The sequence below is a fragment of the Ruegeria sp. C11 genome (genome assembly GCF_056537725.1).
Genome location: NZ_JBQFSB010000001.1, coordinates 203,376 through 227,106, shown reverse-complemented (window position 1 = coordinate 227,106; position 23,731 = coordinate 203,376). Strand labels below are relative to the sequence as shown.

The following is a 23,731-nucleotide window of genomic DNA, read 5'->3' as shown; positions in this document are numbered from 1 at the left end:
TATTGGCCGCTAGACCGTTGTTTCTGCACCAAAACAGACCTTTCAGCGAGGTGCAACGAAAGTTCGCAAAGTCCGCTGGGCAGACGATTGCTTTAGCAAAAAAAATGTTGAATTAGCAGCGATCAAAGGGAGGGAGATCACCTGTCCAGTCTTGGGCGTGCATGTGGTGCGTAGAGCGTTTCAGGATTTAGCGGCCAGTGTGTTTTCCGGGGTGGGCGTGTATTCCTCGCCACGCAGCAGGTTGCCGGTTTCTCCCTTAATATACCGTATCCAATCCCCGGAACTGACCCATCGGTTCCATTCAGGGGTATGGTCACGGGGTGTTTGTTCGCGCAGGGCTTCCACGTCAGCTGCCGGACCGCAATACGCGACCAGTGTTTTGTGCTGGTTTCTCCAGACGGCGCAATCCCTGTCGGGCCCGCGTGCATTTTGCAGGAAAACCTCGAGCCCTTGGATGTGGGCAACGTCGAAATACCACATCGAAAACACCAGCCACAATTTGTCGTGCTGTGCTATAGCCGCGGATGCTGATCGGTAATATTGGGGCAGCATACCCGTGTCGTCCTCGACCCGCGCGGGGAGGACCCAGCGCCGGTTGCTGCTTTCATGCGGCAAAAGCCCGTGAATAGGGACTTCGTCACGGTCCATCCAGCCCGGGCGAAGTGTGCGAAGGATCGGTTGCGCCCCGTAATAAGCCCAGACCGGGTCGCCGGATTCTTCGATTTTGTCAGCCAGTCGTGCAACGGCGCTGTCCCCGCGCAGAGAGCCAAAGAGCGATAAAAGGACTGCCGTAACCACAAGCCCGGATATTAGGGCATTTGCAGCATTTGGAACCGATAGTTTGCTGGCGATCCACTGAACGCTGCTTGTAAATCCGATGACAACCACGGGCACGACAAGGGGCGCTGCAAACAAGTGCTGGCGCACACCCGAAAACGGGAAGACCTGAGCGAGATTGAGTGCCAGCGTTAACAGCGGCGCGGCGATGGCGGCGGTGACCCAGAACGGCGATCTTTGCCATAGGCTGCCAATGCCGATGACATAGAAAATCATGACAGGGATGGTGAAGGGCAAATAGTCTCTGAGCCATGGAGACTCGAACTCTATTACATTTATCTCGACGAGTTTGAACAGGTAGGTTGAATACTCCAACGCGTTTCGAACCGATTGCGGGGAGAGCAAGTTGTTTATCTCAATGTATTTTTTTGCATCCCGCTCCGAATAGGCCGCTAGATCATTCACTGTGACGATACTGGTGTAGCCAAAGTAAAATACGGCGGAAATCAGGATCAGGACCGCGCCTACGGCCAGCGTGCCTGCCACGTGCCTCCATACCTGCTGCGGGGAAGTCCGGTGAGTATTGAACTGAATGGTTTGGGCAGTCAGGGTGGCAATTCCAACCGACGCAATGATGATCGGCGTAACAAAGGCGAACAAGGCCGCGAACGTGCCGGCGGCAATCACGCCCATCCCGCTTTGCAATCCCGGTCGTCGGAGATAGTGAAACGCAGCCGCAATCATCATGATGGTTGCGGCGAACTCGAACGCGTAGTGCTTGGAGTTTACCGCAAAGGTCAGAGCGGTGGGCGAACTGCCGATGACGGCAACAGACAGCAAAGCCTCAAGCGTGGTCACAAATCGACGAAGCAGAAAATAGAGCCAGAACAGCGAGGCCGAGAAGACAAGGATGGTCAGCAGCCGGATCGCATGGACGCGTGCCATGTCTTCGGGACCGAACATCTTTGCCAGCGCATCCATGAGCACGCCGTGGCCAAGTGTTGTGGTCTGTTCGAAATAGGGAAGCGGTCTGAACACGTCAGTCGGATGTTCAAGAGGGAAATTGGACAAAAGCATCGACTGGTCGTAGGCCGGATCAAAGCCCGTTGCGAGCAGGGTCAATCGCGCTGCTACCATGGCGAGAGTAATGCACAAAAGGAATACGAGTTCCTTCCTTCTGGAAATTACCTGCCCCATCGTACTTGCTGAACCACCTGGTGATTATGGTTTGTAACTAAAATTCAATCGTCCTGATCCGTCAGGATTAAACATCAGGATGGGCAAGTTACCCCGATTTCGGCAAAGGTTTGCAGGAGTGAACGGCTAAACGCGCATAGGTTGTGTCTAATTTGTAACTATGTATCGCATTGTTGAGAGTTCGGAAACAAACGTGAGTAAGGGTGGCTTTGGCTGTTTGCCCACTATGGGTTGCATTGCAGCGCAATAGCCAACCATGAAACAACGGATGCCCCATGATTCAATCAGTCTGACAGCGCCTGCGCCCACCTGTTTGCAAAGTCAGGCGGATGCAGGCACGTGGCCGGTGGCCGACTGATCGAATATCCGGGTACGCTCCGTTAGCCCAGTTGTACCAGCGCGTGGCGCTTTTTGCCCGCGCTCAGCTTGATCGGCGAGGACAGCGCGCCCGCGTCCAGCATCAGGCCCGCGTCGGTTAGCGGGGCGTCGTCCAGTCTGGCGCCGTTTTCTGCGATCAGGCGTTTTGCCTCTTTGCCCGATTTGGCGAGGCCGGATTTGACCAGAACCTGAACGATAGAAATCGGCAGATCATCCGCACTGAGTGTCAGGGTGGGCAGGTCGCCACCGATACCGCCTTTTTCGAACACTTCGCGGGCTGTGGCCTCGGCATTTGCCGCAGCTTCGGCCCCGTGCAGCAGGGTGGTGACTTCGTTGGCGAGGCGGATTTTGGCCTCGTTGATCTCGGACCCTTGCAGCGCGCCGAGGCGGTCGCATTCGTCCACCGGCAGTTCGGTGTAGAGTTTCAGGAACCGACCGACATCGGCGTCCGTGGTGTTGCGCCAGAACTGCCAGAATTCATAGGGCGAGCGCATGTCGGCGTTCAGCCAGACCGCGCCGTCCTGCGATTTGCCCATCTTCTTGCCGTCCGATGTGGTCAGCAGGGGGGATGTCAGGCCATAGATTTCGTGATCCAGCACACGGCGGGTCAGGTCGATACCGTTGACGATATTGCCCCACTGGTCGCTGCCGCCCATCTGCAGGATGCAGCCATAGCGGCGATTCAGTTCGAGAAAGTCATAGGCCTGCAGGATCATGTAGTTGAATTCGAGGAATGACAGCGACTGTTCGCGGTCCAGCCGCGATTTCACCGATTCAAAGGCAAGCATCCGGTTGACCGAAAAATGCCGCCCGATATCGCGCAGGAAATCGAGGTAGTTCAGGCCGTCCAGCCATTCGGCATTGTTAAGCATCAGCGCCGCGTTTTCGGCACCGCTGTCATAGTCGATATAGGCGGCGAAGACCTTTTTGATGCCCGCGATGTTGGCGTCGATCTGTTCCGGCCCCAGCAGGGGGCGTTCGTCGGCGCGAAAGGACGGGTCGCCCACTTTGGTGGTGCCGCCGCCCATCAGGGTGATCGGCTTGTGACCGGTCTTTTGCAGCCAGCGCAGCATCATGATCTGAATAAGGCTGCCGACGTGTAGCGATTTGGCGGTTGCGTCAAAGCCGATATAACCCGGCTGGCACCCTTTGATCAGCGCCTCGTCGAGGCCCTGATAATCGGTGCAGTCGGCGAGAAAGCCGCGCTCCATCATCACTGCGATGAAATCCGATTTGGGATGGTAAGCCATGGTTGATGCTGTCCGTCTGTCAGGTGCCCTTGCCGGAAGGGGAATTGATGTTTTGGGCGTTTCGGGATCTGCAGTTGCGACCCGGCGCACGGACAGAGGGACTGTCGCAAAACGGGCGGAAAGTCCAGAGGTTCCTTTGACTACAGGAGCTTTAGCCGGTGGCAGGGGTGGAATTGCCGGATCGGGGCAGCCTGAGGCCAGCCAGAACCGCAAACCCGTTCAGCGCAACCAGAACGAACAGGGGCGTGACCGGGTCGTGCAGGTGGGCAAGCAGGCTGAGCACTGCGGCAAAGGCCATGCCGACCATCCCGGCGGTGACATCGCCCATAGCGACAAGATAGGGGCGTTCGGACTTGTTCGTCATCTCGATCAGATAAAGGTAGCGGCCATAGATGACACCGTTGCTGCCAAAGGACAGCAGCAGGATGACCAGCGCATAGGACCAGACCTCTTGCGCCATTCCGGTGAACGTGAAGGCTAGTGCCAGAACCGCTGAAGCAGCTGAAACGATGCAGCCCAGAACCATTGACAGGTTCACCGAGTAGCGGCCGCTGATCCAGTTCCAGACGAGCGATCCAATCACGATCCCCGCGCTTGAGGCCATCACGAAATAGCTGAGCGCGTTGTGGGTGCCGATGTGAAACGTCGCGGCGTGAATGGTGTAGAATGGCATGGCCAGTTCGACGGATATGAACGCGACCCGGGTGAGCAGGAACCGTCGGAACCAGCCATAGGCCATGCCGGTTTTGAAGCCCCTTGCAAGCGCGGCGAGAGGGCGGGCTGGTGCCTCGGCCGCAGGTGAGGACAATCGGCCTTCCAGAAGTTTCACGCCGACAAAGCTGAGCCCGGCAACTGTCAGCGCCAGTATACCGCACCACAGCACGACGATATGCTGCTGCATTGGCTTGTCCGAGGCCATCAGGTCCCGGGTCAGCCAGACGACGAGAATTGCCAGTATGCCGGATATCGTGGCTTGGGCGAAAACCATTCGATTGCGGATGTTTTCGGCCACGGTGGTTCCGTAGACTTGGTTGGTTCCGATCGTGTTGACGCCCTGACACAGGCCCATGACGATTGCGGTGATCAGAAACAGCAGGATGAGCAGCACCTGCGTCAGGCTGGTTGCGAAGATGGCAACAAGCGCCAGAGCCAACGCTGTCAGAATGTCCGTTGCATAGACGGCCACCTTGGCGCGGACGATGTTGTTGACGAACGGAGAGACGAAGATTTCAGAGATAAGGCGCGAGCCGGTGACGAAGGGAAGCAACAGCCCGGCGATGACGGTCGGTGCACCAAGCGCCAGATAGAGGAACGGCAAAACGATTGTCGGATTGGCCAGTTGCCCCCCGATGGTCGAAAGCGCACCCGACAGAAAGATCAGCCGGTGGTTTCGCCTCTGGTGGGTCTCGGGCGGGGTCTGTGAGTCAGATCGTTCCATAGCGTTATTGCATCCTGGCCCGTCGGGTGCGGTGTCACTTTCGGAAAAGATAGGTGAAACTGCCGGCGGATGGCAAAGGCAATTGAGGTCCGGGTCGGCTTGAGTGCTGACAGAACACGCTGCGCGATTGTCACTTTGGGAAAAATCCTGTCCACGGGAAGGATACGGCCTTGCGTCGGGGCGGCAAGTTCGCAAGATTTGGCCACCCAAGAGCGATAAAGAGAAACCGAAGGTACGGGCATGGCGGCAGGTATCAGAAAAACCGGACCGATCCGGGCCCTTGGGGCCATGTCGGGCACATCTCTGGATGGAGTTGATGCGGCAGTGGTCGTGACCGACGGTGAGCGCATTCAGGAGTTTGGCGAAACCGGGTATCGCGGATATTCGGGTGACGAAAGGGACACTCTGCGCGCAGCACTGGGGCATTGGAACGGTGATGCGGTTGCCGTCGCGGGCGATCTGATCACACAAGCACATGCCGAGGCTTTGTCCGGGTTCGATGGGGCCGAGCTGATCGGCTTTCACGGGCAGACACTGGCACATGAGCCACGCGGTCGAGGGACCTTGCAGGTGGGCGACGGAGCCCGGCTTGCCCGGGAGTTGCATGTGCCGGTGGTTTGGGATTTCAGATCGGATGACGTGTCGATGGGGGGTGAGGGTGCGCCTTTGGCCCCGTTTTTTCACTTTGCCTGTGCGGAGTGGATCGGCGCGGAAGAGCCTTTGTGTTTTCTGAATCTGGGCGGAGTGGGCAACCTGACCTATGTCGATCCGTCATTTGCGCGCCCTGAAGACCCAGGTGCGCTGCTGGCGTTTGACACCGGGCCAGCCAATGCACCGGTGGATGATCTGATGCAGGCGCGCTTGGGCAAGTCCATGGATCGGGACGGAGCGGTCGCCAGGGGTGGTACGGTAGAAAGCGGGGCGCTGGAGTTGTTTCTGGCCGAGCCGTTTTTCAACCGGATGCCGCCCAAATCGCTGGATCGCAACGATTTCGCCGAGATGATCGGTTTGGTGCAGGAGCTGAATGACTCGGATGCTGTTGCCACGCTGACCGGGATGTGCGCCGCCGGGGTTGCGCAGGGGATGGAACACTGCCCCAAGCCGCCTTCGCGGGTGCTGGTGACCGGAGGGGGACGGCACAATCCGGTGTTGATGGAGATGCTGCGGGTCTCGCTGGATTGTCCGGTGGAGCCTGTTGAAAGTGTCGGTCTGGATGGCGACATGCTGGAGGCGCAGGCCTTTGCGTATCTCGCGGTGCGGGTCGCGCGGGGATTGCCGACCTCATGCCCCGGCACGACCGGAGTGCGGGCGCTGGTGGGGGGCGGGATCATCAGTGTGCCGGCGCCGGATGGCGCGGTGGCCGGGTAGGGGGGGGCGCCCCCTCGGCCTTACGGCCTCACCTCCAGAGTATTTGGGCCAGATGGAGAGAAAACCTCAGCGCGTGAGGGAGCGGGCATAGTCCGCGGTGAATTTTGCGTAGCCGTTCGAGGTGGATTTCAAGTGCTTCTGGGTCCAGTCGTGAAAGGCGGGCAACTGGTGGAAGGGGACGTTCGGAAAGGCGTGGTGTTCCGCGTGGTAGGGCATGTTCCATGCCAGAAAGCGAACGATCCGGTTGGTGAACGTGGTGCGGGAATTTTCCAGCATGTTCGCAACAGGCGGGCAGAGGCCGTGTTCGGCAAGCAGGTAGAGCCTGAGAAACGGTTGGCCGACGAGAAGGGGCAGCAGCCAGACCCAGAACATCACTGGTGAGAAGAACAGGCTTATGACAGCGAGGGCGTAGAGGGCGAGCAGCACGCGCGCCTCGGTTTTCATGGCGCCGTGTTGGCGTTCGGGCAGGTAAGGGGCGTCGATGCGGCCCATGGCGTTGTCGACAAGTACCCGCGCCATCCCGGTCCAGTAGAACCAGCCTGTCAGGTAGATCGCGACGGAAATCCAGCTGTCGGGCCGCGGCTTTCCGGCCAGTTCGGGATCGCGTTCGGGATCGTTCGTCCATTTGTGGTGGGCCAGATGAAAATACCGAAACCACGTGAAGGGAAGCAGGATCAGCAGGCCGACCAGATGTCCGACCCCTTCGTTCAGCCAACTGGTTCGGAACGGTGTCTTATGCGTGCATTCGTGGCTGAGCGTGAACAGGAACACCAGCAAGAGGCCCTGTGGCAGGATCAACGCTTGCCAGAACGGGACCTGCATCAGGATGCCGGTTGTCGTCAGCGTCAGGGCGGCGAAGTAACCAATCAGGTGCTTCAGGCCAGCCGCGTCCGACCGTGCCAGCAGGCTGGCCTTGGTCTGGGGCGGCAGCGAGGAGATGAGCGCGCGGTGATCCATGCGCTCACCCTACGCAGGAAAGGCCGTCGATCAAGCCCTTGGGATGTCGAAATCCGGTTCAGCGAGTTCAAATCCTTCGAACTGGAACCCCGGCGAAACGGTGCAGCTGACCAGAGTGTAAGCGCCGGTGGTGTGCGCGGCCTGCCAATGGCCCTTGGGAACGATCAGTTGCGGCGCACCTTTGGTCAGGTCCGGCGCCAGCAGGTGATCGGTGGCAGGCCCGGTATCTGAACCGCTTAGCGACAGGATCAGCGGCGCACCGGCGTGATAGTGCCAAATCTCGGTGGCATCTACCCGGTGCCAGTGGCTGCGCTCGGTTTCCTGTAGCAGGAAGTAGATGCAGGTGCCGGTGGCGCGGCCCTGATTTTCGGCGCGCCAGGTTTCCTTGAACCAGCCGCCTTCGGGGTGTCGTTCCAGTTTCAGGTGATCGATGATCTGTTGGGGTGTCATGTCTGCCTCATTCGTTTGGCGCGATTATGCACGAGGTGCCGCATTCCGCTATGGCAATCATGGGTTTGGGTTTTATCTTTGTCCCATGACCATGATGATCCCCTTTGATAATTCGTTTGCCCGTCTGCCAAGCGGGTTTTTCGCGCGCCAGAACCCCGAACCGGTGAGTGCGCCGCGGATGATCGCCTTTAACTCCGATTTGGCCCGTGTGCTGGGGATTACCGAGGGCGATGTTCAGGATATGGCAAACACCTTTGCCGGTAATGCAGTACCCGACGGGGCCGAGCCGTTGGCGCAGCTGTATTCGGGGCATCAGTTTGGCCACTATAACCCTCAGCTTGGGGACGGGCGCGCAATTCTGCTGGGTGAAACCGTTGGGACGGACGGTGTGCGGCGCGACATACAGCTTAAGGGCTCTGGCCGGACGCCGTTTTCGCGGCAGGGGGATGGCCGGGCCTGGCTGGGGCCGGTGCTGCGGGAATACGTGATTTCCGAGGCGATGCATGCGCTGGGCATTCCGACAACGCGGGCGTTGGCTGCCGTGGAAACCGGCGAGATCGTTCTGCGTGAAGCGCCAATGCCCGGAGCGGTGCTGACACGGGTGGCACAAAGCCATCTGCGGGTCGGTACGTTTCAGGTGTTCGCCGCGCGGGGTGAGATAGCCAACCTGAAACAGCTTACGGATTACGCCATCCAGCGGCACTATCCCGAGGTCGAAGGGCCGATGGGTCTGTTGCGGGCGGTGCGGGATGCACAAGCTCGGCTGATTGCCCAGTGGATGAGCGTCGGGTTCATCCATGGTGTGATGAACACGGACAATTGCTCGATCGCGGGAGAGACCATCGACTATGGCCCCTGCGCGTTCATGGACACGTATCATCCGAACACGGTCTACAGTTCGATCGACCGGATGGGGCGTTATGCCTATTCCAACCAGCCGGACATCGCGGTCTGGAATGTCGCGCAACTGGCGACATCTTTGATCCAGCAGATCGAGGACAAAGAAGCCGCCGTCGAGGAGGCAACGGAAATCGTTCACGCGATGCCCGGGCTTTTGCAGGACGAATGGTTGAGGCGGTTTCAGGCCAAGATCGGTCTGAGCCGGGCGGAGGAGGGCGATCTTGAACTGATCACCGACCTTTTGACGCGCATGGCGCAAAATCAGGCGGATTTTACCAATACGTTCCATGCGCTGGGCGCGGGCAAGGCGAGGGATCAGTTCACGGACCCCACAGCCTATGATGCGTGGGCAGAGAAATGGCAGGTGCGCACCGGGCGTGAGGCGAATGCTGTTGAAACGATGGTGTCTGCAAACCCGGCCTTTATTCCGCGCAATCATCGGGTGGAGCAGATGATTCAGGCTGCCGTGCAGGGGGATTATGCACCCTTCAACAGGCTGAACGCGGTCCTGTCTGCGCCATATGTGTGGGCAGAAGAAAACTCGGACCTTGCCCGGCCTCCGACCGAAGGTGAAGTCGTTCATGCCACGTTTTGCGGGACGTGAGTGTGGAGCGTTTTCGGCGAATGGCAGGGTTTAACGGACTGAGCTGAAAGTTGGCTATTGTTTCACTGCCAGCTCATTGTTTCACACGCCATTGAAATACCAGAGCCAACTTGCCTGCGGGTTAGATGTAAAGGGTAAGATACGGACCGGGCAGACGCGTCATACGCGGGATGTCGGAAAACCGGGATATACTCGAAAACCCCTTCTTCCCAACGCCCGCCAGCAATGCTATGCCCCCGGTCAGGCACTCTGGCGATGGCGTCGCCGGGGGTAGTTATCGTACAACACAGATCCTGTACGCCGGGACTTTCAATCGGGAGATTGAGGGCCCTGCCTTGTCTCCCTCGCAACAGGAGACGGCCATGGCCTGGTCACCGGATAAAACCGAAGTCAAAAGCTGGAACGAATGGGACACCCTGCGCCACGTGATCGTGGGCCGCGCGGATGATTGTCATATTCCGCCGGAAGAGCCTGCGCTGGACGCGAAGGTGCCGGAAGACAGCGATATGCGCGGCCAGTGGGGCAGGCGGCCTCAGGAAACCATCGACCGGGCCAATGAATTGCTCGACAATTTCGCCGATCAGCTGCGCAAGCGCGGTATTCGCGTGGATCGCCCGACATCCATTGATCACTCGCAACCGGCCACCACTCCGGATTTTCATACCGAAAGTCAGTTTGGCTGCATGCCGCCGCGGGATGTTCTGCTGACCGTCGGGCACGAGATGCTTGAGGCGACGATGTCGTACCGCTGTCGCTGGTTCGAATACCTGAACTATCGCCCTCTGATGCAGCAGTACTGGGACGAAGACCCCAATTTCCGCCACGAGGCCGCGCCCAAGCCGCGCCTGACCGATGCGGACTATCATCCCGATTATCTCAGCGACAAGATCGGCGTCGAGAAACGCCTGCAATGGGCGGCAGAGAAGTTCTTTGTCACCACCGAGGAAGAGCCGCTGTTCGATGCTGCAGACGTGCTGCGCTTTGGCCGTGATCTAGTGGTGCAGCATGGGTTTACCACCAACCTCAAGGGGATCGAGTGGCTGCGGCGTCACTTCCCGGATCACCGCGTTCACACGGTGAACTTTCCGGGTGATCCCTATCCGATCCATATCGACGCCACCTTTACCCCTCTGCGTCCCGGCCTGATCCTGAACAATCCGCAACGGCGGTTGCCGCAGGAACAGCGCGGCATGTTCGAGCGGAACGGATGGGAGATCGTGGATGCGGCACAGCCCGCCCACAACACGCCGCCGCCGCTGTGCTATTCGTCGACCTGGCTGTCGATGAATGTGCTGGTGCTGGACCCGAAAACCGTCTGTGTGGAAAAATCCGAAGTCTATCAGGCCGAACAGATGGACAAGCTGGGCATGGAAGTGGTCGAGGTTGAATTGCGCGACGCATATGCCTTTGGCGGCGGGTTGCATTGCTGCACCGCGGATGTCTATCGCGATGGGGACTGCGAGGACTATTTCCCGAACCTCTAAGCGCCGATTAGTTCCAAGGCCGATCCGATTGGGTCGGCCTTTTTTGACATGTAAAAGGTATCAGGGGCTTACACCGAGGTGCTGATGTTTTCCGGAACGTCTGTCTTGCAACTGATACCTTTCGCCCGATCCGGTTCACCCCGAAATGAATATTCGGGCTTGAATGCGGCGTGTGGCGTGGCAATCTAGGGTATTCCTCAGAGAGCCAAGTTGATCCCGGAACCCATGCTTCAGCCTTTGTCCCTGCGCATTGCCAGCTACAACATTCAGAAATGTGTGGGGCTGGATCTGCGCAGGCAGCCGCAGCGCATTTTGCAGGTGCTGGACCGGATGGGCGCGGAAATCGTCGTGCTGCAGGAAGCGGACAAGCGTCTGCCGCCACGTCCCGCCGCCTTGCCGCATTTCATGCTGGAAGAGGCCGGGTGGAAGGTTGCGAACCTTGGCGGCGCGGGCAGTCTTGGATGGCATGGAAATGCCGTGATCTGGCGCGGGGATCATATCTCGGTCCGGCAGACCGAGCATCACGATCTGCCGGGTTTTGAGCCGCGGGGCGCGGTGCGGGTGGAGTTTGACACTCCGATCGGCCCTCTTCGTATTCTTGGCATGCATCTGGGATTGCTGACCCATTCACGCCACCGGCAGATCAGGCACATGCGGCAGGACAGCCGGGACCTGAACTTGATGCCGACGGTCTGGGCCGGGGATTTCAACGAGTGGTCCCGCCAGCCCGTTCTGGACCGGCTGGCGCCTGACATGCGGTTTCTGCCGCCGATACCCAGCTTTCCGGCCGCCCAGCCGTTGGGGGCGCTGGACCGGATCGCGCTGAGCGACGGGCTGGAGGCGCTTGCCCACGGCGTTCACGCCGAACGTCCGGCGCATATCGCCTCGGATCACCTGCCTGTCTGGGCTGATCTTCGCGCTTCAGCCTGAGCAAATTTTGACGCATCCTGAACTTGCCCCGGCGCGATTCACGGTGGCAGGCGGTAAAAAGACGTACTAAGACAGAGGTCCTGAAAGGATTTGGGGGTCATCATGTCGGATACCATCATCGCCCGGTGCGAAGCCAAAGGGCTGCGCATGACCGGCCAGCGCCGGACGATTGCCCGTGTGCTGCAGCAGAGCGATGACCATCCGGATGTTGAGGAGCTGTATTCGCGAGCCTCGGCGCTGGACGAAGGTATCTCGATCGCGACAGTGTACCGGACGGTCAAACTGTTCGAAGAGGCCGGAATTCTTGAGCGGCTGGAATTCGGCGACGGGCGCGCGCGCTATGAAGATGCCGAGCGGGACCATCACGACCATCTGATCGACATCAACTCGGGCGAGGTGATCGAATTCGTCGATCCGGATATCGAGGCGCTGCAGGAAAAGATCGCCGCCAAGCTGGGATATGAACTGCGCGGTCACAAGTTGGAGCTTTACGGGGTTCCGATCCGCAAGCGTTAATCCTTGATCGTCCGGTCAAAGCAGAAGGCCTGAGCCTGGGCGGCGCTCATGCCGTTTCCGACGATATCAACTGAAATAGATTGGCTTTCGACAGCGCCACTGGCTGGCGGACTGAATGTGAATTGCACCGCTTGCTTGTCGCCCTTCTTCACACTGGGGCCTCGGCCGCGTGTGACGTAAATGCGCTGTGTCGCACCTTTACCAAGATCCGCGAGTGCATATTGCGCCGCGCCGCACCAAAAATCCCCTGAGGCAGGGCCTTGGGTTGCGATCACTTCGAAAGCGTCTCCGCCCAACGGATGAACTTCGTAAAGAACTGCATAACCGGCTGAAACTGGAGCCGGTGAAAACAAGACTGCGGCAAAGATTGCGTGTTTCATTCTCTCCTCCAAACTCATGGAGGGGTACGTCGATCTTGGGGAAAAGGATCAAAGAACTTGCCGAAAATCTTCAGGCTGCACGTTGCGCCTGCGTGGGAAGTATCACGAAACGCGATGGGTGGGGTCACGTCTATTCATCGAAGTTAATGCGAAAGTCCTTGCCGTAGCCGCGATCATGCGATTTTGCTGATCGCATTGGCCGTACCGATGGTGGACGGCAGAGATTGGATACGCGCATGAACAACGTCAACGGCATCCTGATGATCATTGCCTCGATGGCGGCCTTTACGCTTGAGGACATGTTCATCAAACAATTGTCGGTCGATGTTTCGACCGGACAGATTCTGACGGTGCTGGGCACATTCTGCTCGGCCATCTTTCTGATTCTGGCAGTTGCAACACGTAAACCCATTTTTCTGCCGCAGGCCTGGGCGCCACTGCCACTGATCCGGGCGGGGCTAGAGGCTGTGGGCGCGCTGACCTTTGTGACCGCGCTGTCGCTGGTTGATCTGTCCACTGTTGCGGCGGTGTTTCAGGCGCTGCCGCTGACGATCACCATGGGTGCGGCGCTGTTCATGGGGGAGCAGGTCGGCTGGCGCCGGTGGAGTGCGATTCTTGTGGGCTTTGCCGGTGTGCTGATGATCATCCGGCCCGGAACGGATGCGTTCCAGCCGGAATCGCTGTTTGTGGTGGCAACCGTGGTTGCGATTGCGGCACGGGATCTGCTGACGCGGGTCATCGATCACCGCGTACCGTCGGTCGTTGTTGCGTCGCAGGCCTATCTTGCGCTGATCCCGACCGGTCTTGTGCTTATGACCGTGACCGCTGCGCCGGTTGCCACGTTGCAGGCACCGCAGATCGGGATTTATGTAGGGGCCATCGGGTTCGGTGTTCTGGGGTACTATGGCATCGTGACCGCCATGCGTATCGGCGAGGCATCGGCCATCACCCCGTTTCGCTATACCAGACTGTTATTCTCAATACTGGCAGGCATGCTGGTGTTCGAGGAACGCCCCGATTTGCCGACCCTGATGGGGGCGTCCCTGATCATCGGATCCGGACTGTATACTTTCGTGCGTGAGCGGCGGCTTGCGCGCGAGATGGCTGCCGTCGCGGCCTGAGGCGCGGCCTGCTGTCTCAGGTCTAAGAAAATCCCTGCGAATGTTCGCGCAAACACCGCAATGTTAGCCCTAAAGTCGTAAAAACAGGTACGTTAGCGGTAACGGTGCCGGTTTACTTTTTTCCGGGTGCTGATAAGACGCCTGCAACCGAAAGCATCTTCAGGGACGGGCCTCATGAGCACCATCATCGACATTCACGCGCGCGAAATTCTGGACAGCCGGGGCAATCCCACCGTCGAGGTGGACGTGATTCTGGAAGACGGAACAATGGGCCGCGCCGCGGTTCCTTCGGGTGCGTCAACCGGGGCCTATGAGGCGGTTGAAAAGCGCGATGGCGACAAGGATCGGTATCTGGGCAAAGGCGTACTGGAGGCCGTGGCCGCCGTGAACGGTGAGATCGCCGAGGAACTGGTAGGCTTTGACGCGACCGAGCAGGTGGCCATCGACGGCGCCATGATCGAATTGGACGGGACCGAGAACAAGGGCCGTCTGGGTGCCAACGCCATTCTGGGTGTTTCGCTGGCAACTGCCAAGGCGGCGGCGGATTTCACCACGCAGCCGCTGTACCGCTATGTGGGCGGCACCTCGGCCCGTGTTCTGCCGGTGCCTATGATGAACATCATCAATGGCGGCGAACACGCGGACAACCCGATCGACATTCAGGAATTCATGATCATGCCCGTCTCGGCCAGCAACATCCGCGAAGCGGTGCGCATGGGGGCGGAGGTGTTCCACACGCTGAAAAAAGAGTTGTCGGCGGCAGGTCTGGCCACCGGGGTGGGTGACGAAGGCGGTTTTGCGCCCAACATCGCCTCGACCCGCGAGGCGCTGGATTTCGTTCTGAAGTCGATTGAAAAAGCGGGCTACAAGCCGGGCGAAGACATTCATCTGGCGCTCGATTGTGCGGCGACCGAATACTACAAGGACGGAAAATACGTTCTGTCGGGTGAGGGCACGACCCTGACGTCCGAGGAAAACGCGGCCTATCTGGCGGCGCTGGTTGCCGACTATCCAATCATCTCGATCGAGGATGGCATGTCCGAGGATGACTGGGACGGCTGGAAGGCACTGACCGACGCCATTGGTGACAAGGTGCAGCTGGTGGGTGACGATCTGTTCGTGACCAACCCGGCGCGTCTGGCCGAGGGGATCGAGCGGGGCTGCGCCAACTCGATGCTGGTCAAGGTGAACCAGATCGGTTCGCTGACCGAAACGCTGAAGGCCGTCGATATGGCCCACCGTGCGCGTTACACCAACGTCATGTCGCACCGTTCGGGCGAAACAGAGGATGCAACGATTGCCGATCTGGCGGTTGCCACCAACTGTGGTCAGATCAAAACCGGATCGCTGGCGCGCTCGGACCGGCTGGCCAAGTACAACCAGTTGATCCGCATCGAAGAATCGCTGGGTGAAGTCGCGGAATACGCGGGACGTTCGATCCTGCGTTGATTGGCAACGCCTGACAAATACCGCCCGGTCCTGTTATTCGAATGGGGCCGGGTGCAGTGCCATTCCATCGGAATGCGCTACAAGGTTCGGCTCATGAGCATGTAGCGTTCTCGCGCCCTGAATCCGGTGCGCGCATACAGTCGCTGAACGGTTTCGTTGTCGCGATCCACCTCCAGATGGATGGCGCGGATACCGGCCTGTGCAAGTGCCTTGGGCAATTCCAACAGAACCTCGGTGGCGATGCCGCGGCCGCGCACAGCGGGGCGGATGTAGATTTCATCGGCAAAGGCGTCCATGCCTCCGAACTCGACCGACCAGCCAAAGGTTATGACGATATATCCAAGCGGGGCGCGAGAGGGGCCGATCAGGTAAACGCAACCATGCGGGATGCCCTCAAGCAGCGGGAGGAGGGCATCGCGGCGCTGATCGTGATCCTGCTCGATACCGGCCTCGGTATGAAAGGCGGCGACCAGCGCCATCAACCGGTCCAGATCGTCGGGGCGGGCAAGGCGAAGGGCAGCGGTCATAGCCGGGCCAGCCGTTCGGTAAGCAGGGCGAAAAAGCCGTCCGCATCCAGATCACCCATGAACGTGGCGTTGGGTGGTCGGTCGGTGACGCCCCACCAGTCTGCGACGGTCATGCCGAGGGTCAGATCGGATTGGGTTTCGATCTCGACATTGACATGACGGCCTGAGAACAGCTCGGGCTTGATCAACCAGGCGGTAACGCAGGGGTCATGCAGGGGGGCGCCTTCGCTGCCGTATTTGTTCTTGTCGAACCGTTCGAAGAAATCGGTCATTTCCGCCACGGCCACACCAACCTTGTTTCCAAGCGCGCGGAAAGCGTCGTTGCGGGGTTTGGTGACAAGTGCCTTGTGGGTCACGTCCAGCGACATGACGACAATGGGTCTGCCGGATTTAAATACGATATCAGCGGCTTCTGGATCGACGTGAATGTTGAACTCTGCCGTTGGCGTGATGTTCCCAACCTCAAAATACGCGCCACCCATCAATACGATTTCCTGAACACGATCAACGATATCGGGGGCTTTCTGAAAAGCTGTCGCGATGTTGGTCAGCGGGCCAAGTGGGCAGAGGGTAACGGTGCCGGCTTCATGCGCGCGCAGGGTGTCGATGATGAAATCGACGGCGTGGCCTTCTGTCAGAGGCATCTGCGGGTCGGGCAGAACAGGCCCGTCCAGACCGGTTTTGCCGTGTACATGTTCAGCGGTGATCAGGGGGCGGTTCAGCGGGCGGTCGCAACCGGCATAGACGGGCACTTCGGTATGGCCTGCCAGCTCACAGACGATGCGCGCATTTTTTGCGGTCAGTTCCAGCGGCACATTTCCGGCGACCGCCGTGATGCCCAGAACCTCGATCTCTTCGGGGCTGGCCAGCGCCAGAAGGATGGCGACGGCGTCATCCTGTCCGGGGTCGGTGTCGATGATGATCTTGCGCGCTGTCATGGACGGCCTCCGAAGTGTTGAAGGGCGGAGACTGGCAAGCGCTGCCTCACTTGTCCAGCGGTTTCAGGCGTCGGTCGGCGCATCCACCGGCGGGAGTTTGCCATTGGCGCGGTGTTCCTCGGTTTTGACCTCGTCCCAAAGCGCGTCCATCTCGGCCAGATCGCTTTGCGACGGGGTTTTGCCGCGCGCGGCAAGACGCGCCTCGACCTGTTCAAAACGTCGGGTGAACTTGGCGTTGGTTCGGCGCAGCGCGGCCTCGGGCTCGATCCCCAGATGACGCCCCAGATTAACGATGACAAACAGCAGATCGCCAAATTCATCCTCTAGCGCGTCGGCATCCATGCTGTCGCACGCCTCTTCCAGCTCTGCGGCTTCTTCGGTGATTTTGGAAAGGACATGGCTGGCGTCGGGCCAGTCGAAGCCTACGCGGGCTGCGCGTTTCTGCAACTTGTGAGCGCGCAGCAGGGCGGGCAGGTTGGCCGCCACACCGTCCAGCGCGCCTTTCTGTTCCTTGCCTGCGCGTTCTGCCGCTTTGATGGTTTCCCAGTCCAGCGTCTGCTGTTCGGCGGACTTGTCGCGGGATTCATCGCCAAACACGTGCGGGTGCCGGTCCACCATCTTGTCCGACATGGTGCGCACCACGTCCTGAAACGTGAAATGCCCGGCCTCCTGCGCCATCTGCGCGTGGAACACGGATTGGAACAGCAGGTCGCCCAGTTCGCCCTTCAGTTCATCATACGCCTCGCGTTCGATGGCGTCGGCGACCTCATAGGCTTCTTCGATCGTGTAGGGAGCGATGGTTGAGAAATCCTGTTCGATATCCCACGGACAGCCCGTCTGCGGGTCGCGCAGGCGGCGCATAATCTCCAACAGGCGCTCAATCCCTGCGTCAGAGTCGTGGATCAGCGGATTTTCAGCCATTGCGAAGCCCCTTGTTCCGGTGTCAGATGCATCCATCCCGCAGCTTGGATCAGGAGTCCACCCCAGATGCCCGTCGTGAACCGAATTGCCGACTTTGCCGCCGATATGACCACGTGGCGCCAGCACCTGCATACGATCCCTGAACTTGAGTTCGAATGTCATGAAACCGCTGCGTTTGTGGCCGAGCGTCTGCGCGAGTTTGGTGTGGATGAACTGCACGAAGGGATCGCCACCACGGGCATCGTCGCAATTATCAACGGGCAGGGCGAAGGGCCTACGATTGGCCTGCGCGCCGATATGGATGCGCTGCCGATTCCTGAGGAGACCGGTGTGGAGTATGCCTCCACAAACCCCGGAAAGATGCACGCCTGCGGGCATGACGGGCATACAACGATGTTGCTGGGCGCGGCACGCTATCTGGCCGAGACGCGCAATTTCCGGGGACGGGTTGCGTTGATCTTTCAGCCCGCTGAGGAAGAGGGCGGCGGGGCTGGTGTGATGGTCGAAGAAGGCATCATGGACCGGTTCGATATCTCTCAGGTCTATGCGCTGCACAATGCGCCCGGGTTTTCGGAGGGGTCGTTTTATACCACACCCGGTCCGATCATGGCGGCGGTGGACACGTTCGAGGTGCATATTCAGGGTGTCGGCGGGCATGGGGCCATGCCGCACGAAACCCGCGATCCGGTCATGGCGGCCTGCGGCATTGCGCAGGCGATCCAGACCATCGTCAGCCGCAATCACTATGCGCTGGACGATCTGGTTGTCTCGGTCACGCAGATTCACACCGGCACGGTGAACAACGTGATCCCCGACACGGCCTATATCAACGGTACCGTGCGCACCTTTGATCCGAATGTGCAGAAAATGGTGATGCAGCGCATGGAGCAGATCGTGCAGGGGCAGGCGGCATCCTATGGGGTCGAGGCGCGTCTGGATTATCACGTCAGCTATCCGGCCACGATCAACGATGCCAACAAAGTGGCCTTTGCGGCAGACGTGGCACGGGAGGTTTCCGGCCCTGAACGCGTGATCGCCAATACGGGGCGCGAGATGGGGGCCGAGGATTTTTCATACATGCTGCAGGAACGGCCCGGTGCCTATCTGTTTCTGGGACAGGGCGAGGGTGCGGGCCTGCACCATCCGAAGTACAACTTTAACGATGACATCGCGCCGGTGGGTGCATCCTTTTTTGCGAGGATCGTGGAAAAGGCGCTGCCTGTGGCTTGACGTTAGTGCGCGTCGCCAACCCCCCGGGGAACTTTGGGAGGAAGATGACCTAAAATGTCGTTGGAAAATGCAAAGACACAGGTGGACGAGGCGTTCACCAATCCTGACCTCAAGGGGTTGTCCTTTGAGAATACATTTGGCGGGGCGACATCGTTTCTGCGCCGCTTGTACACCAAGGAGCTGAAGGGCGTGGATATTGCCGTGACCGGCGTGCCCTTTGATCAGTCGGTCACCAACCGGCCCGGCACCCGTCTGGGGCCCCGCGCGATCCGTGAGGCCAGCGCCCTGCAATCGCCCGATGCGCCCTATGGCTGGCCTTTCGATGCGCTGAGCGAGTTGGCGATCATCGATTATGGCGACATGGCCTATGACTATGCCAACATCCCGGCATTTCCTGACACGCTGACCGAGCATATCCGTACCATTCTGGCGGCTGATGTGGCCTCGGTCACGCTGGGTGGGGATCACTACATCAGCTTTCCGATACTGAAAGCCTATGCCGAAAAATTCGGACCGATGTCGCTGCTGCAATTCGATGCGCATACGGATACGTGGGCTGACGATGACATGTCCCGCGTGGATCACGGCACCATGTTCTACAAGGCGGTGAAGCTGGGGCTTGTGGACCCGAAGCGATCCGTTCAGGTGGGGATACGCACCAGCAACGAGGATACGCTGGGCGTCAATATCATCGACGCACGTGAAGTGTACGAGGCCGGACCGGCCGCCGTGGCGCAGAAAATCAAAAGTATTCTGGGCGACAGCCCGGTTTATCTGAGCTTTGACATTGATGGTCTTGACCCGGCGTTTGCACCGGGTACCGGGACACCCGTATGGGGAGGTCTGACCTCGATCCAGACGCAGATTATTCTACGCGACATTGCCGGGATCAACATCAAGGGCGGTGACGTGGTCGAGGTGTCGCCGCCATTTGATACTTCGGGCGCGACGGCCATTGCAGGGGCACATGTGGCGACGCAGATCATTTGTCTGTTGGGGTGGAACAAGCTAGTCCCAGCTTAACGATTGGTTAGCCATATCGTCGATATGTGCTTGGTCAAATGGCGGGACGGGAGAGGCGACGGGAATGACAGATTTTAACCAACCGATCAGCGGCAACGATCTGGCTCGATTTTCCGGGCCTAATACATTCATGCGGCTGCCGCAGGCGGCCTCGCTTGCGGGGCTGGATGTGGCGGTGCTGGGCATCCCGATGGATATCGGCACCTCATGGCGATCCGGGACGCGGTTCGGGCCGAAACAGATCCGTGCCGAAAGTGCAATGATCCGGCCCTATAACATGGCCACAGGCGCGGCCCCTTTTGACAGCCTTCAGATCGCAGATATCGGTGATCTGGCGATCAATACGTTCTCTCTGGCCGATAGTCTGAAGATCATCAAAGAAAGCTATGACGGTATTTTGGCGCAGAACGTGATCCCGGTGGCGATGGGGGGCGATCATTCGATCACCCTGCCGATCCTGCGGGCGATTGCTGCGAAACACGGGCCTGTCGCGCTGGTCCATGTGGATGCCCATGCCGACGTCAACGACGAGATGTTCGGCGAGCGTGAGACGCACGGAACCGTCTTTCGTCGCGCCTATGAAGAAGGGGCGATTATCGCGGACAAGACCTTTCAGATCGGCATTCGCGGCTCGGGCTATGCGGCCACTGATTTTACCGAGGCACAGGGTTGGGGATTTCGTCATTTCCCTGCGTGGGAGTTGTGGCACCAGAACCTGACATCCATCGGAGATGAGATCCGGCGCGTGGTGGGGGATCATCCGGTTTATGTCACCTATGACATCGACAGCCTGGACCCGGCCTATGCGCCGGGCACGGGCACGCCCGAGATCGGGGGCCTGACCACTCCGCAGGCGCTACAGATTATTCAGGCGCTGAAGGGGCTGAACATCGTGGGATGTGATCTGGTTGAAGTTTCCCCGCCATACGACCCGTCCGGGAATACGGCACTGACAGGGGCGAACTTGCTGTATGAACTTCTGTGCGTTCTGCCGGGTGTGACGTCACGGTAACCGGGCCCTGCGTGGCTTGCGTGGGTGACGGTGCGGGTTAGGGTCGGGATCAGGCTGTTATGGGATGGAAAATGACCCTTCTTCTGGTGCTGATTGTTCTGGTCGCTGGCCTTGCAGGTTATGTTCGGCTGGCGCCATCCGATACGGCGCGCTGGCACATAGCGCCCAGAGGTGATGAAAGTCGGGATTTCAAGGCGGGTGTTCTGCGTGTGATCGATACCGGGCCGGACGGTCTGGCGCGACTGGATGCCATTGCCCGCAATGCCCCGCGCACCACGGTTCTGGCAGGATCGGTGGACGAGGGGATGATCACTTATGTCACCCGCACCAAAGTGATCGGATTCCCCGACTACACAACGGTGCAGCAGGACGGCGACACGTTGCGTATCTATGGGCGGTTGCGTTTTGGCCGGTCAGATTTCGGGGTAAACAAGCAGAGGGTTGATGGGTGGATCGCCCTCATGCAGCCTTGAGGATAGGCACCCTTCCTGCACTTCGCGCCACATCGGGACGTTCAGCGACATCTGGCATTGTGCCATGAACATGCGGCCATCGACCTGCAGGCAGATCATTTCCCCCAACTCGACGCGGGTGCCTGATTTATCGGTGCAATAACAGTCCTGCACCTTGCCGCCGGGACCGGTGACGTCCGAAAATGCAGGCGAGGCGCAGAGGATCAGGACAAGAACAAGCCGTTTCATGGGATCAGCTTAGCACGAGGCGGCCCTTGACCAAAGCCTCGGGATGATAGACACCGCGCGGATGGTCCCTGAAGAACGTCTTGAACAGATCACTCAACGATTCCAATACCTCGAAGCTGCCATGGCTGATGGCGCATCGGGCGGGGATATTGCGGCTTTGGCCAAGGAATATTCCGAGCTCAAGCCCGTGGTTGAACAAATCCAGCACTGGCGGCAGTTGGTGGCCGATCTGTCCGAAGCGCAGGCGATGCTGGACGACCCGGACATGAAGGAACTGGCCGAGGAGGAAATCCCCGAGCTTGAGGCTCGCATTCCCGAGGCCGAGCATGCGCTGCAGCTGTCGCTGCTGCCACGGGACAAGGCAGATGCCCGCCCGGCAATGCTGGAGATCAGGCCGGGGACCGGAGGGGACGAAGCGGCGTTGTTTGCCGGTGATCTGCTGCGGATGTACCAGCGTTATGCTGAAACGCGGGGCTGGCAGTTCGAGATTATCGAGGAGCAGGCCTCGGATCTGGGCGGCATCAAGGAAGTGGTGGCCCATATCAAGGGTGACAACGTGTTTGCCCGGATGAAATACGAATCTGGTGTTCACCGCGTCCAGCGGGTGCCGGAAACGGAAAGCGGCGGGCGTATTCACACGTCGGCGGCCACAGTGGCGGTTCTACCCGAGGCCGAGGACGTGGATATTCAGATAGACGCCAATGACCTGCGCATCGACACGATGCGCAGTTCGGGCGCGGGCGGTCAGCACGTGAACACGACCGATTCGGCGGTACGGATCACGCATGTTCCCAGTGGTATCGTGGTGACCAGCTCCGAAAAGTCGCAGCACCGCAACCGCGAGATCGCGATGCAGGTTCTGAAAACGCGCCTCTACGATCTTGAGCGGCAGCGGATCGACAGTGAACGGTCGGCGGATCGGGCCAGTCAGGTGGGTTCGGGTGACCGATCGGAACGCATCCGCACCTACAATTTCCCGCAAGGCCGCATGACGGATCACCGGATCAACCTGACGCTTTATAAGCTGGATCAGGTGATGCAGGGCGATCTGGACGAAGTAATCGACGCACTGACTGCGGATGACCAGGCCCGGCTGCTGGCCGATATGGCACAATGACCGGGGCTTTGACAGCGGCGCAAGCCATGGTTGCGGCAACCGCGCGGTTGCGGGCAGCAGGGGTTGATGACCCGGCGCGTGATGCGCGCCTGCTGCTGGCGCACGCGGCGCGGATCGAGGCCAGCCGCGTCACCCTGATCGCCCCGGACGAGTTGTCGGCGGAAATCGTGGAACGCTATGACCAGTTGATTTCACTGCGCGCGATCCGGGTGCCGGTATCGCACTTGCTGGGCGAGCGAGAGTTTTACGGCCGCCGTTTCCGTGTCAGCCGCGATGTACTGGACCCGCGCCCGGAAACGGAAACGTTGATCGAGGCGGCGCTAAGCCATCCCTTTGACCACGTGCTGGATCTGGGGCTGGGGTCGGGGTGTATCCTGATCACACTATTGGCAGAACGGACCAGCGCCACCGGGGTCGGCGTGGACCTGAGTGAGGCAGCCTGTCTGCAGGCCAGTGCCAATGCCGTTCAGAATCAGGTGCAGGACCGGCTGGAGATCGTGCAGTCGGACTGGTTTGAAAATGTCGAAGGCCAGTTTGATCTGATTGTGTCGAACCCGCCCTACATATCGGCGAACGAAATGGAAAGCCTGTCGCGGGAAGTGCGCGAGCACGAACCGCGCATGGCATTGACGGATGAGGGCGACGGGCTGGGCGCCTATCGGCGCATTGCCGCCGAAGCACCGGATTTTCTTATGCCGGGTGGGCGGTTGCTGGTGGAAATCGGCCCGACACAGGCACGAAAGGTCGCTGCGTTGTTTGACGCATCCGGTTTGTCGGGAATCCGCGTTATCGCCGATCTTGATGGTCGCGACCGGGTTGTTGGCGCCTGTATGCCGGGGTGAGGGGATGGATTGAGGCCGAAAAACGCCAATTCAGGTAAAAAAGCTGCGAAATTTTCGGCAACCCTCTTGTCTGCGTCGTCAGGACGTGCTTACTCAGAGTAGTCGGTGAGGGCGACGCTTTAACAGCGAACCTCCGACGCCAAGCCCAAAAAAGTCGACAACGAGTCACGAAATCGGCCTCGAAATGGCGCAATGTACGGGTTGATCGACAGTGAATTACA

Annotated in this window: 23 protein-coding genes; 13 read left to right on the top strand and 10 right to left on the bottom strand. The window is 59.5% G+C overall.

Annotated features, from left to right (window positions below):
• Positions 1-180: 180 nt before the first annotated feature.
• The 3 genes from ACR0NA_RS01165 to ACR0NA_RS01155 form a co-directional block, all read right to left on the bottom strand.
• The gene (locus ACR0NA_RS01165; protein ID WP_480725381.1) at positions 181-1,899 is read right to left on the bottom strand and encodes a hypothetical protein; all 1,719 of its coding nucleotides are present in this window, start codon (positions 1,897-1,899) and stop codon (positions 181-183) included.
• A 455-nt stretch (positions 1,900-2,354) separates the two neighbouring features.
• Positions 2,355-3,602, bottom strand: a complete 1,248-nt coding sequence (gene tyrS / locus ACR0NA_RS01160) for a tyrosine--tRNA ligase (RefSeq protein WP_170652112.1) — start codon at positions 3,600-3,602, stop codon at positions 2,355-2,357.
• A 151-nt stretch (positions 3,603-3,753) separates the two neighbouring features.
• On the bottom strand, positions 3,754-5,040 hold the full coding sequence (locus ACR0NA_RS01155; protein WP_480725378.1) for an MFS transporter: 1,287 nt from the start codon (positions 5,038-5,040) through the stop codon (positions 3,754-3,756).
• A 240-nt stretch (positions 5,041-5,280) separates the two neighbouring features.
• Between ACR0NA_RS01155 and ACR0NA_RS01150 the strand changes: the two genes are divergently transcribed.
• Positions 5,281-6,408, top strand: a complete 1,128-nt coding sequence (locus tag ACR0NA_RS01150) for an anhydro-N-acetylmuramic acid kinase (RefSeq protein ID WP_480725376.1) — start codon at positions 5,281-5,283, stop codon at positions 6,406-6,408.
• A 66-nt stretch (positions 6,409-6,474) separates the two neighbouring features.
• On the opposite strand, the gene ACR0NA_RS01145 is transcribed toward ACR0NA_RS01150, so the two are convergent.
• Together ACR0NA_RS01145 and ACR0NA_RS01140 are read right to left on the bottom strand one after the other, a co-directional pair.
• Complete coding sequence (locus ACR0NA_RS01145; protein WP_480725373.1) at positions 6,475-7,365, bottom strand: fatty acid desaturase; 891 nt, start codon at positions 7,363-7,365, stop codon at positions 6,475-6,477.
• Between the two features lie 30 nt (positions 7,366-7,395).
• Entirely contained in the window at positions 7,396-7,815 is a 420-nt protein-coding gene (locus tag ACR0NA_RS01140) for a cupin domain-containing protein (protein ID WP_480725371.1), read from the bottom strand.
• 85 nt (positions 7,816-7,900) lie between these two features.
• Here ACR0NA_RS01140 and ACR0NA_RS01135 point away from each other — a divergent pair, with 85 nt between their 5' ends.
• The 4 genes from ACR0NA_RS01135 (at position 7,901) to ACR0NA_RS01120 (ending at position 12,249) form a co-directional block, all read left to right on the top strand.
• The gene (locus ACR0NA_RS01135) at positions 7,901-9,319 is read left to right on the top strand and encodes a protein adenylyltransferase SelO (RefSeq protein WP_480725367.1); all 1,419 of its coding nucleotides are present in this window, start codon (positions 7,901-7,903) and stop codon (positions 9,317-9,319) included.
• 362 nt (positions 9,320-9,681) lie between these two features.
• Entirely contained in the window at positions 9,682-10,803 is a 1,122-nt protein-coding gene (locus ACR0NA_RS01130) for a serine/threonine protein kinase (RefSeq protein WP_480725364.1), read from the top strand.
• A gap of 225 nt (positions 10,804-11,028) precedes the next feature.
• Positions 11,029-11,733 (top strand): endonuclease/exonuclease/phosphatase family protein, encoded by a 705-nt coding sequence (locus ACR0NA_RS01125; RefSeq protein ID WP_480725978.1) that lies wholly within the window; start codon positions 11,029-11,031, stop codon positions 11,731-11,733.
• Positions 11,734-11,835: 102 nt separating this feature from the next.
• Complete coding sequence (locus ACR0NA_RS01120) at positions 11,836-12,249, top strand: Fur family transcriptional regulator (RefSeq protein ID WP_170652136.1); 414 nt, start codon at positions 11,836-11,838, stop codon at positions 12,247-12,249.
• Here ACR0NA_RS01120 and ACR0NA_RS01115 read toward each other — a convergent pair.
• Positions 12,246-12,629, bottom strand: a complete 384-nt coding sequence (locus ACR0NA_RS01115) for a hypothetical protein (RefSeq protein ID WP_480725359.1) — start codon at positions 12,627-12,629, stop codon at positions 12,246-12,248. The two genes, ACR0NA_RS01120 and ACR0NA_RS01115, sit on opposite strands and share 4 nt — an antisense overlap.
• Positions 12,630-12,865: 236 nt before the next feature.
• On the opposite strand from ACR0NA_RS01115, the gene ACR0NA_RS01110 reads away from it, so the two are divergent.
• Together ACR0NA_RS01110 and eno are read left to right on the top strand one after the other, a co-directional pair.
• Complete coding sequence (locus ACR0NA_RS01110) at positions 12,866-13,750, top strand: DMT family transporter (RefSeq protein ID WP_480725357.1); 885 nt, start codon at positions 12,866-12,868, stop codon at positions 13,748-13,750.
• A gap of 174 nt (positions 13,751-13,924) precedes the next feature.
• Positions 13,925-15,199: a phosphopyruvate hydratase gene (eno, locus tag ACR0NA_RS01105; RefSeq protein WP_480725355.1), complete on the top strand. Its 1,275-nt coding sequence runs from the start codon at positions 13,925-13,927 to the stop codon at positions 15,197-15,199.
• Positions 15,200-15,276: 77 nt separating this feature from the next.
• Here the strand turns inward: eno and ACR0NA_RS01100 are convergent, their stop codons facing one another.
• The 3 genes from ACR0NA_RS01100 to mazG all read right to left on the bottom strand — a co-directional run bounded on the left by ACR0NA_RS01100 (position 15,277) and on the right by mazG (position 17,585).
• Entirely contained in the window at positions 15,277-15,726 is a 450-nt protein-coding gene (locus tag ACR0NA_RS01100) for an N-acetyltransferase family protein (protein ID WP_480725353.1), read from the bottom strand.
• Positions 15,723-16,664 (bottom strand): nucleoside hydrolase, encoded by a 942-nt coding sequence (locus ACR0NA_RS01095; protein ID WP_480725351.1) that lies wholly within the window; start codon positions 16,662-16,664, stop codon positions 15,723-15,725. Before ACR0NA_RS01095 ends, ACR0NA_RS01100 begins: the two co-directional genes overlap by 4 nt.
• 63 nt (positions 16,665-16,727) lie before the next feature.
• Positions 16,728-17,585 carry a nucleoside triphosphate pyrophosphohydrolase gene (gene mazG, locus ACR0NA_RS01090; protein ID WP_480725349.1) on the bottom strand — a complete coding sequence of 286 codons (858 nt, stop codon included), beginning with the start codon at positions 17,583-17,585 and terminating at the stop codon, positions 16,728-16,730.
• Between the two features lie 66 nt (positions 17,586-17,651).
• Here mazG and ACR0NA_RS01085 point away from each other — a divergent pair, with 66 nt between their 5' ends.
• From ACR0NA_RS01085 to ACR0NA_RS01070, 4 genes are all read left to right on the top strand, one after another.
• Positions 17,652-18,815 (top strand): M20 aminoacylase family protein, encoded by a 1,164-nt coding sequence (locus tag ACR0NA_RS01085; RefSeq protein WP_170652150.1) that lies wholly within the window; start codon positions 17,652-17,654, stop codon positions 18,813-18,815.
• 54 nt (positions 18,816-18,869) lie between these two features.
• Positions 18,870-19,838 (top strand): agmatinase, encoded by a 969-nt coding sequence (gene speB, locus ACR0NA_RS01080; protein WP_170652152.1) that lies wholly within the window; start codon positions 18,870-18,872, stop codon positions 19,836-19,838.
• A gap of 64 nt (positions 19,839-19,902) precedes the next feature.
• The gene (speB, locus tag ACR0NA_RS01075; protein ID WP_480725347.1) at positions 19,903-20,850 is read left to right on the top strand and encodes an agmatinase; all 948 of its coding nucleotides are present in this window, start codon (positions 19,903-19,905) and stop codon (positions 20,848-20,850) included.
• Between the two features lie 71 nt (positions 20,851-20,921).
• Positions 20,922-21,323 (top strand): DUF1499 domain-containing protein, encoded by a 402-nt coding sequence (locus ACR0NA_RS01070; protein WP_480725345.1) that lies wholly within the window; start codon positions 20,922-20,924, stop codon positions 21,321-21,323.
• On the opposite strand, the gene ACR0NA_RS01065 is transcribed toward ACR0NA_RS01070, so the two are convergent.
• Entirely contained in the window at positions 21,264-21,551 is a 288-nt protein-coding gene (locus tag ACR0NA_RS01065) for a hypothetical protein (protein ID WP_170652159.1), read from the bottom strand. The two genes, ACR0NA_RS01070 and ACR0NA_RS01065, sit on opposite strands and share 60 nt — an antisense overlap.
• 61 nt (positions 21,552-21,612) lie before the next feature.
• Here ACR0NA_RS01065 and prfA point away from each other — a divergent pair, with 61 nt between their 5' ends.
• On the top strand, positions 21,613-22,668 hold the full coding sequence (gene prfA / locus ACR0NA_RS01060; RefSeq protein ID WP_480450166.1) for a peptide chain release factor 1: 1,056 nt from the start codon (positions 21,613-21,615) through the stop codon (positions 22,666-22,668).
• Positions 22,665-23,510: a peptide chain release factor N(5)-glutamine methyltransferase gene (prmC, locus tag ACR0NA_RS01055; protein ID WP_480725343.1), complete on the top strand. Its 846-nt coding sequence runs from the start codon at positions 22,665-22,667 to the stop codon at positions 23,508-23,510. The genes prfA and prmC overlap by 4 nt, the downstream gene beginning before the upstream one ends.
• Positions 23,511-23,731: the final 221 nt, after the last annotated feature.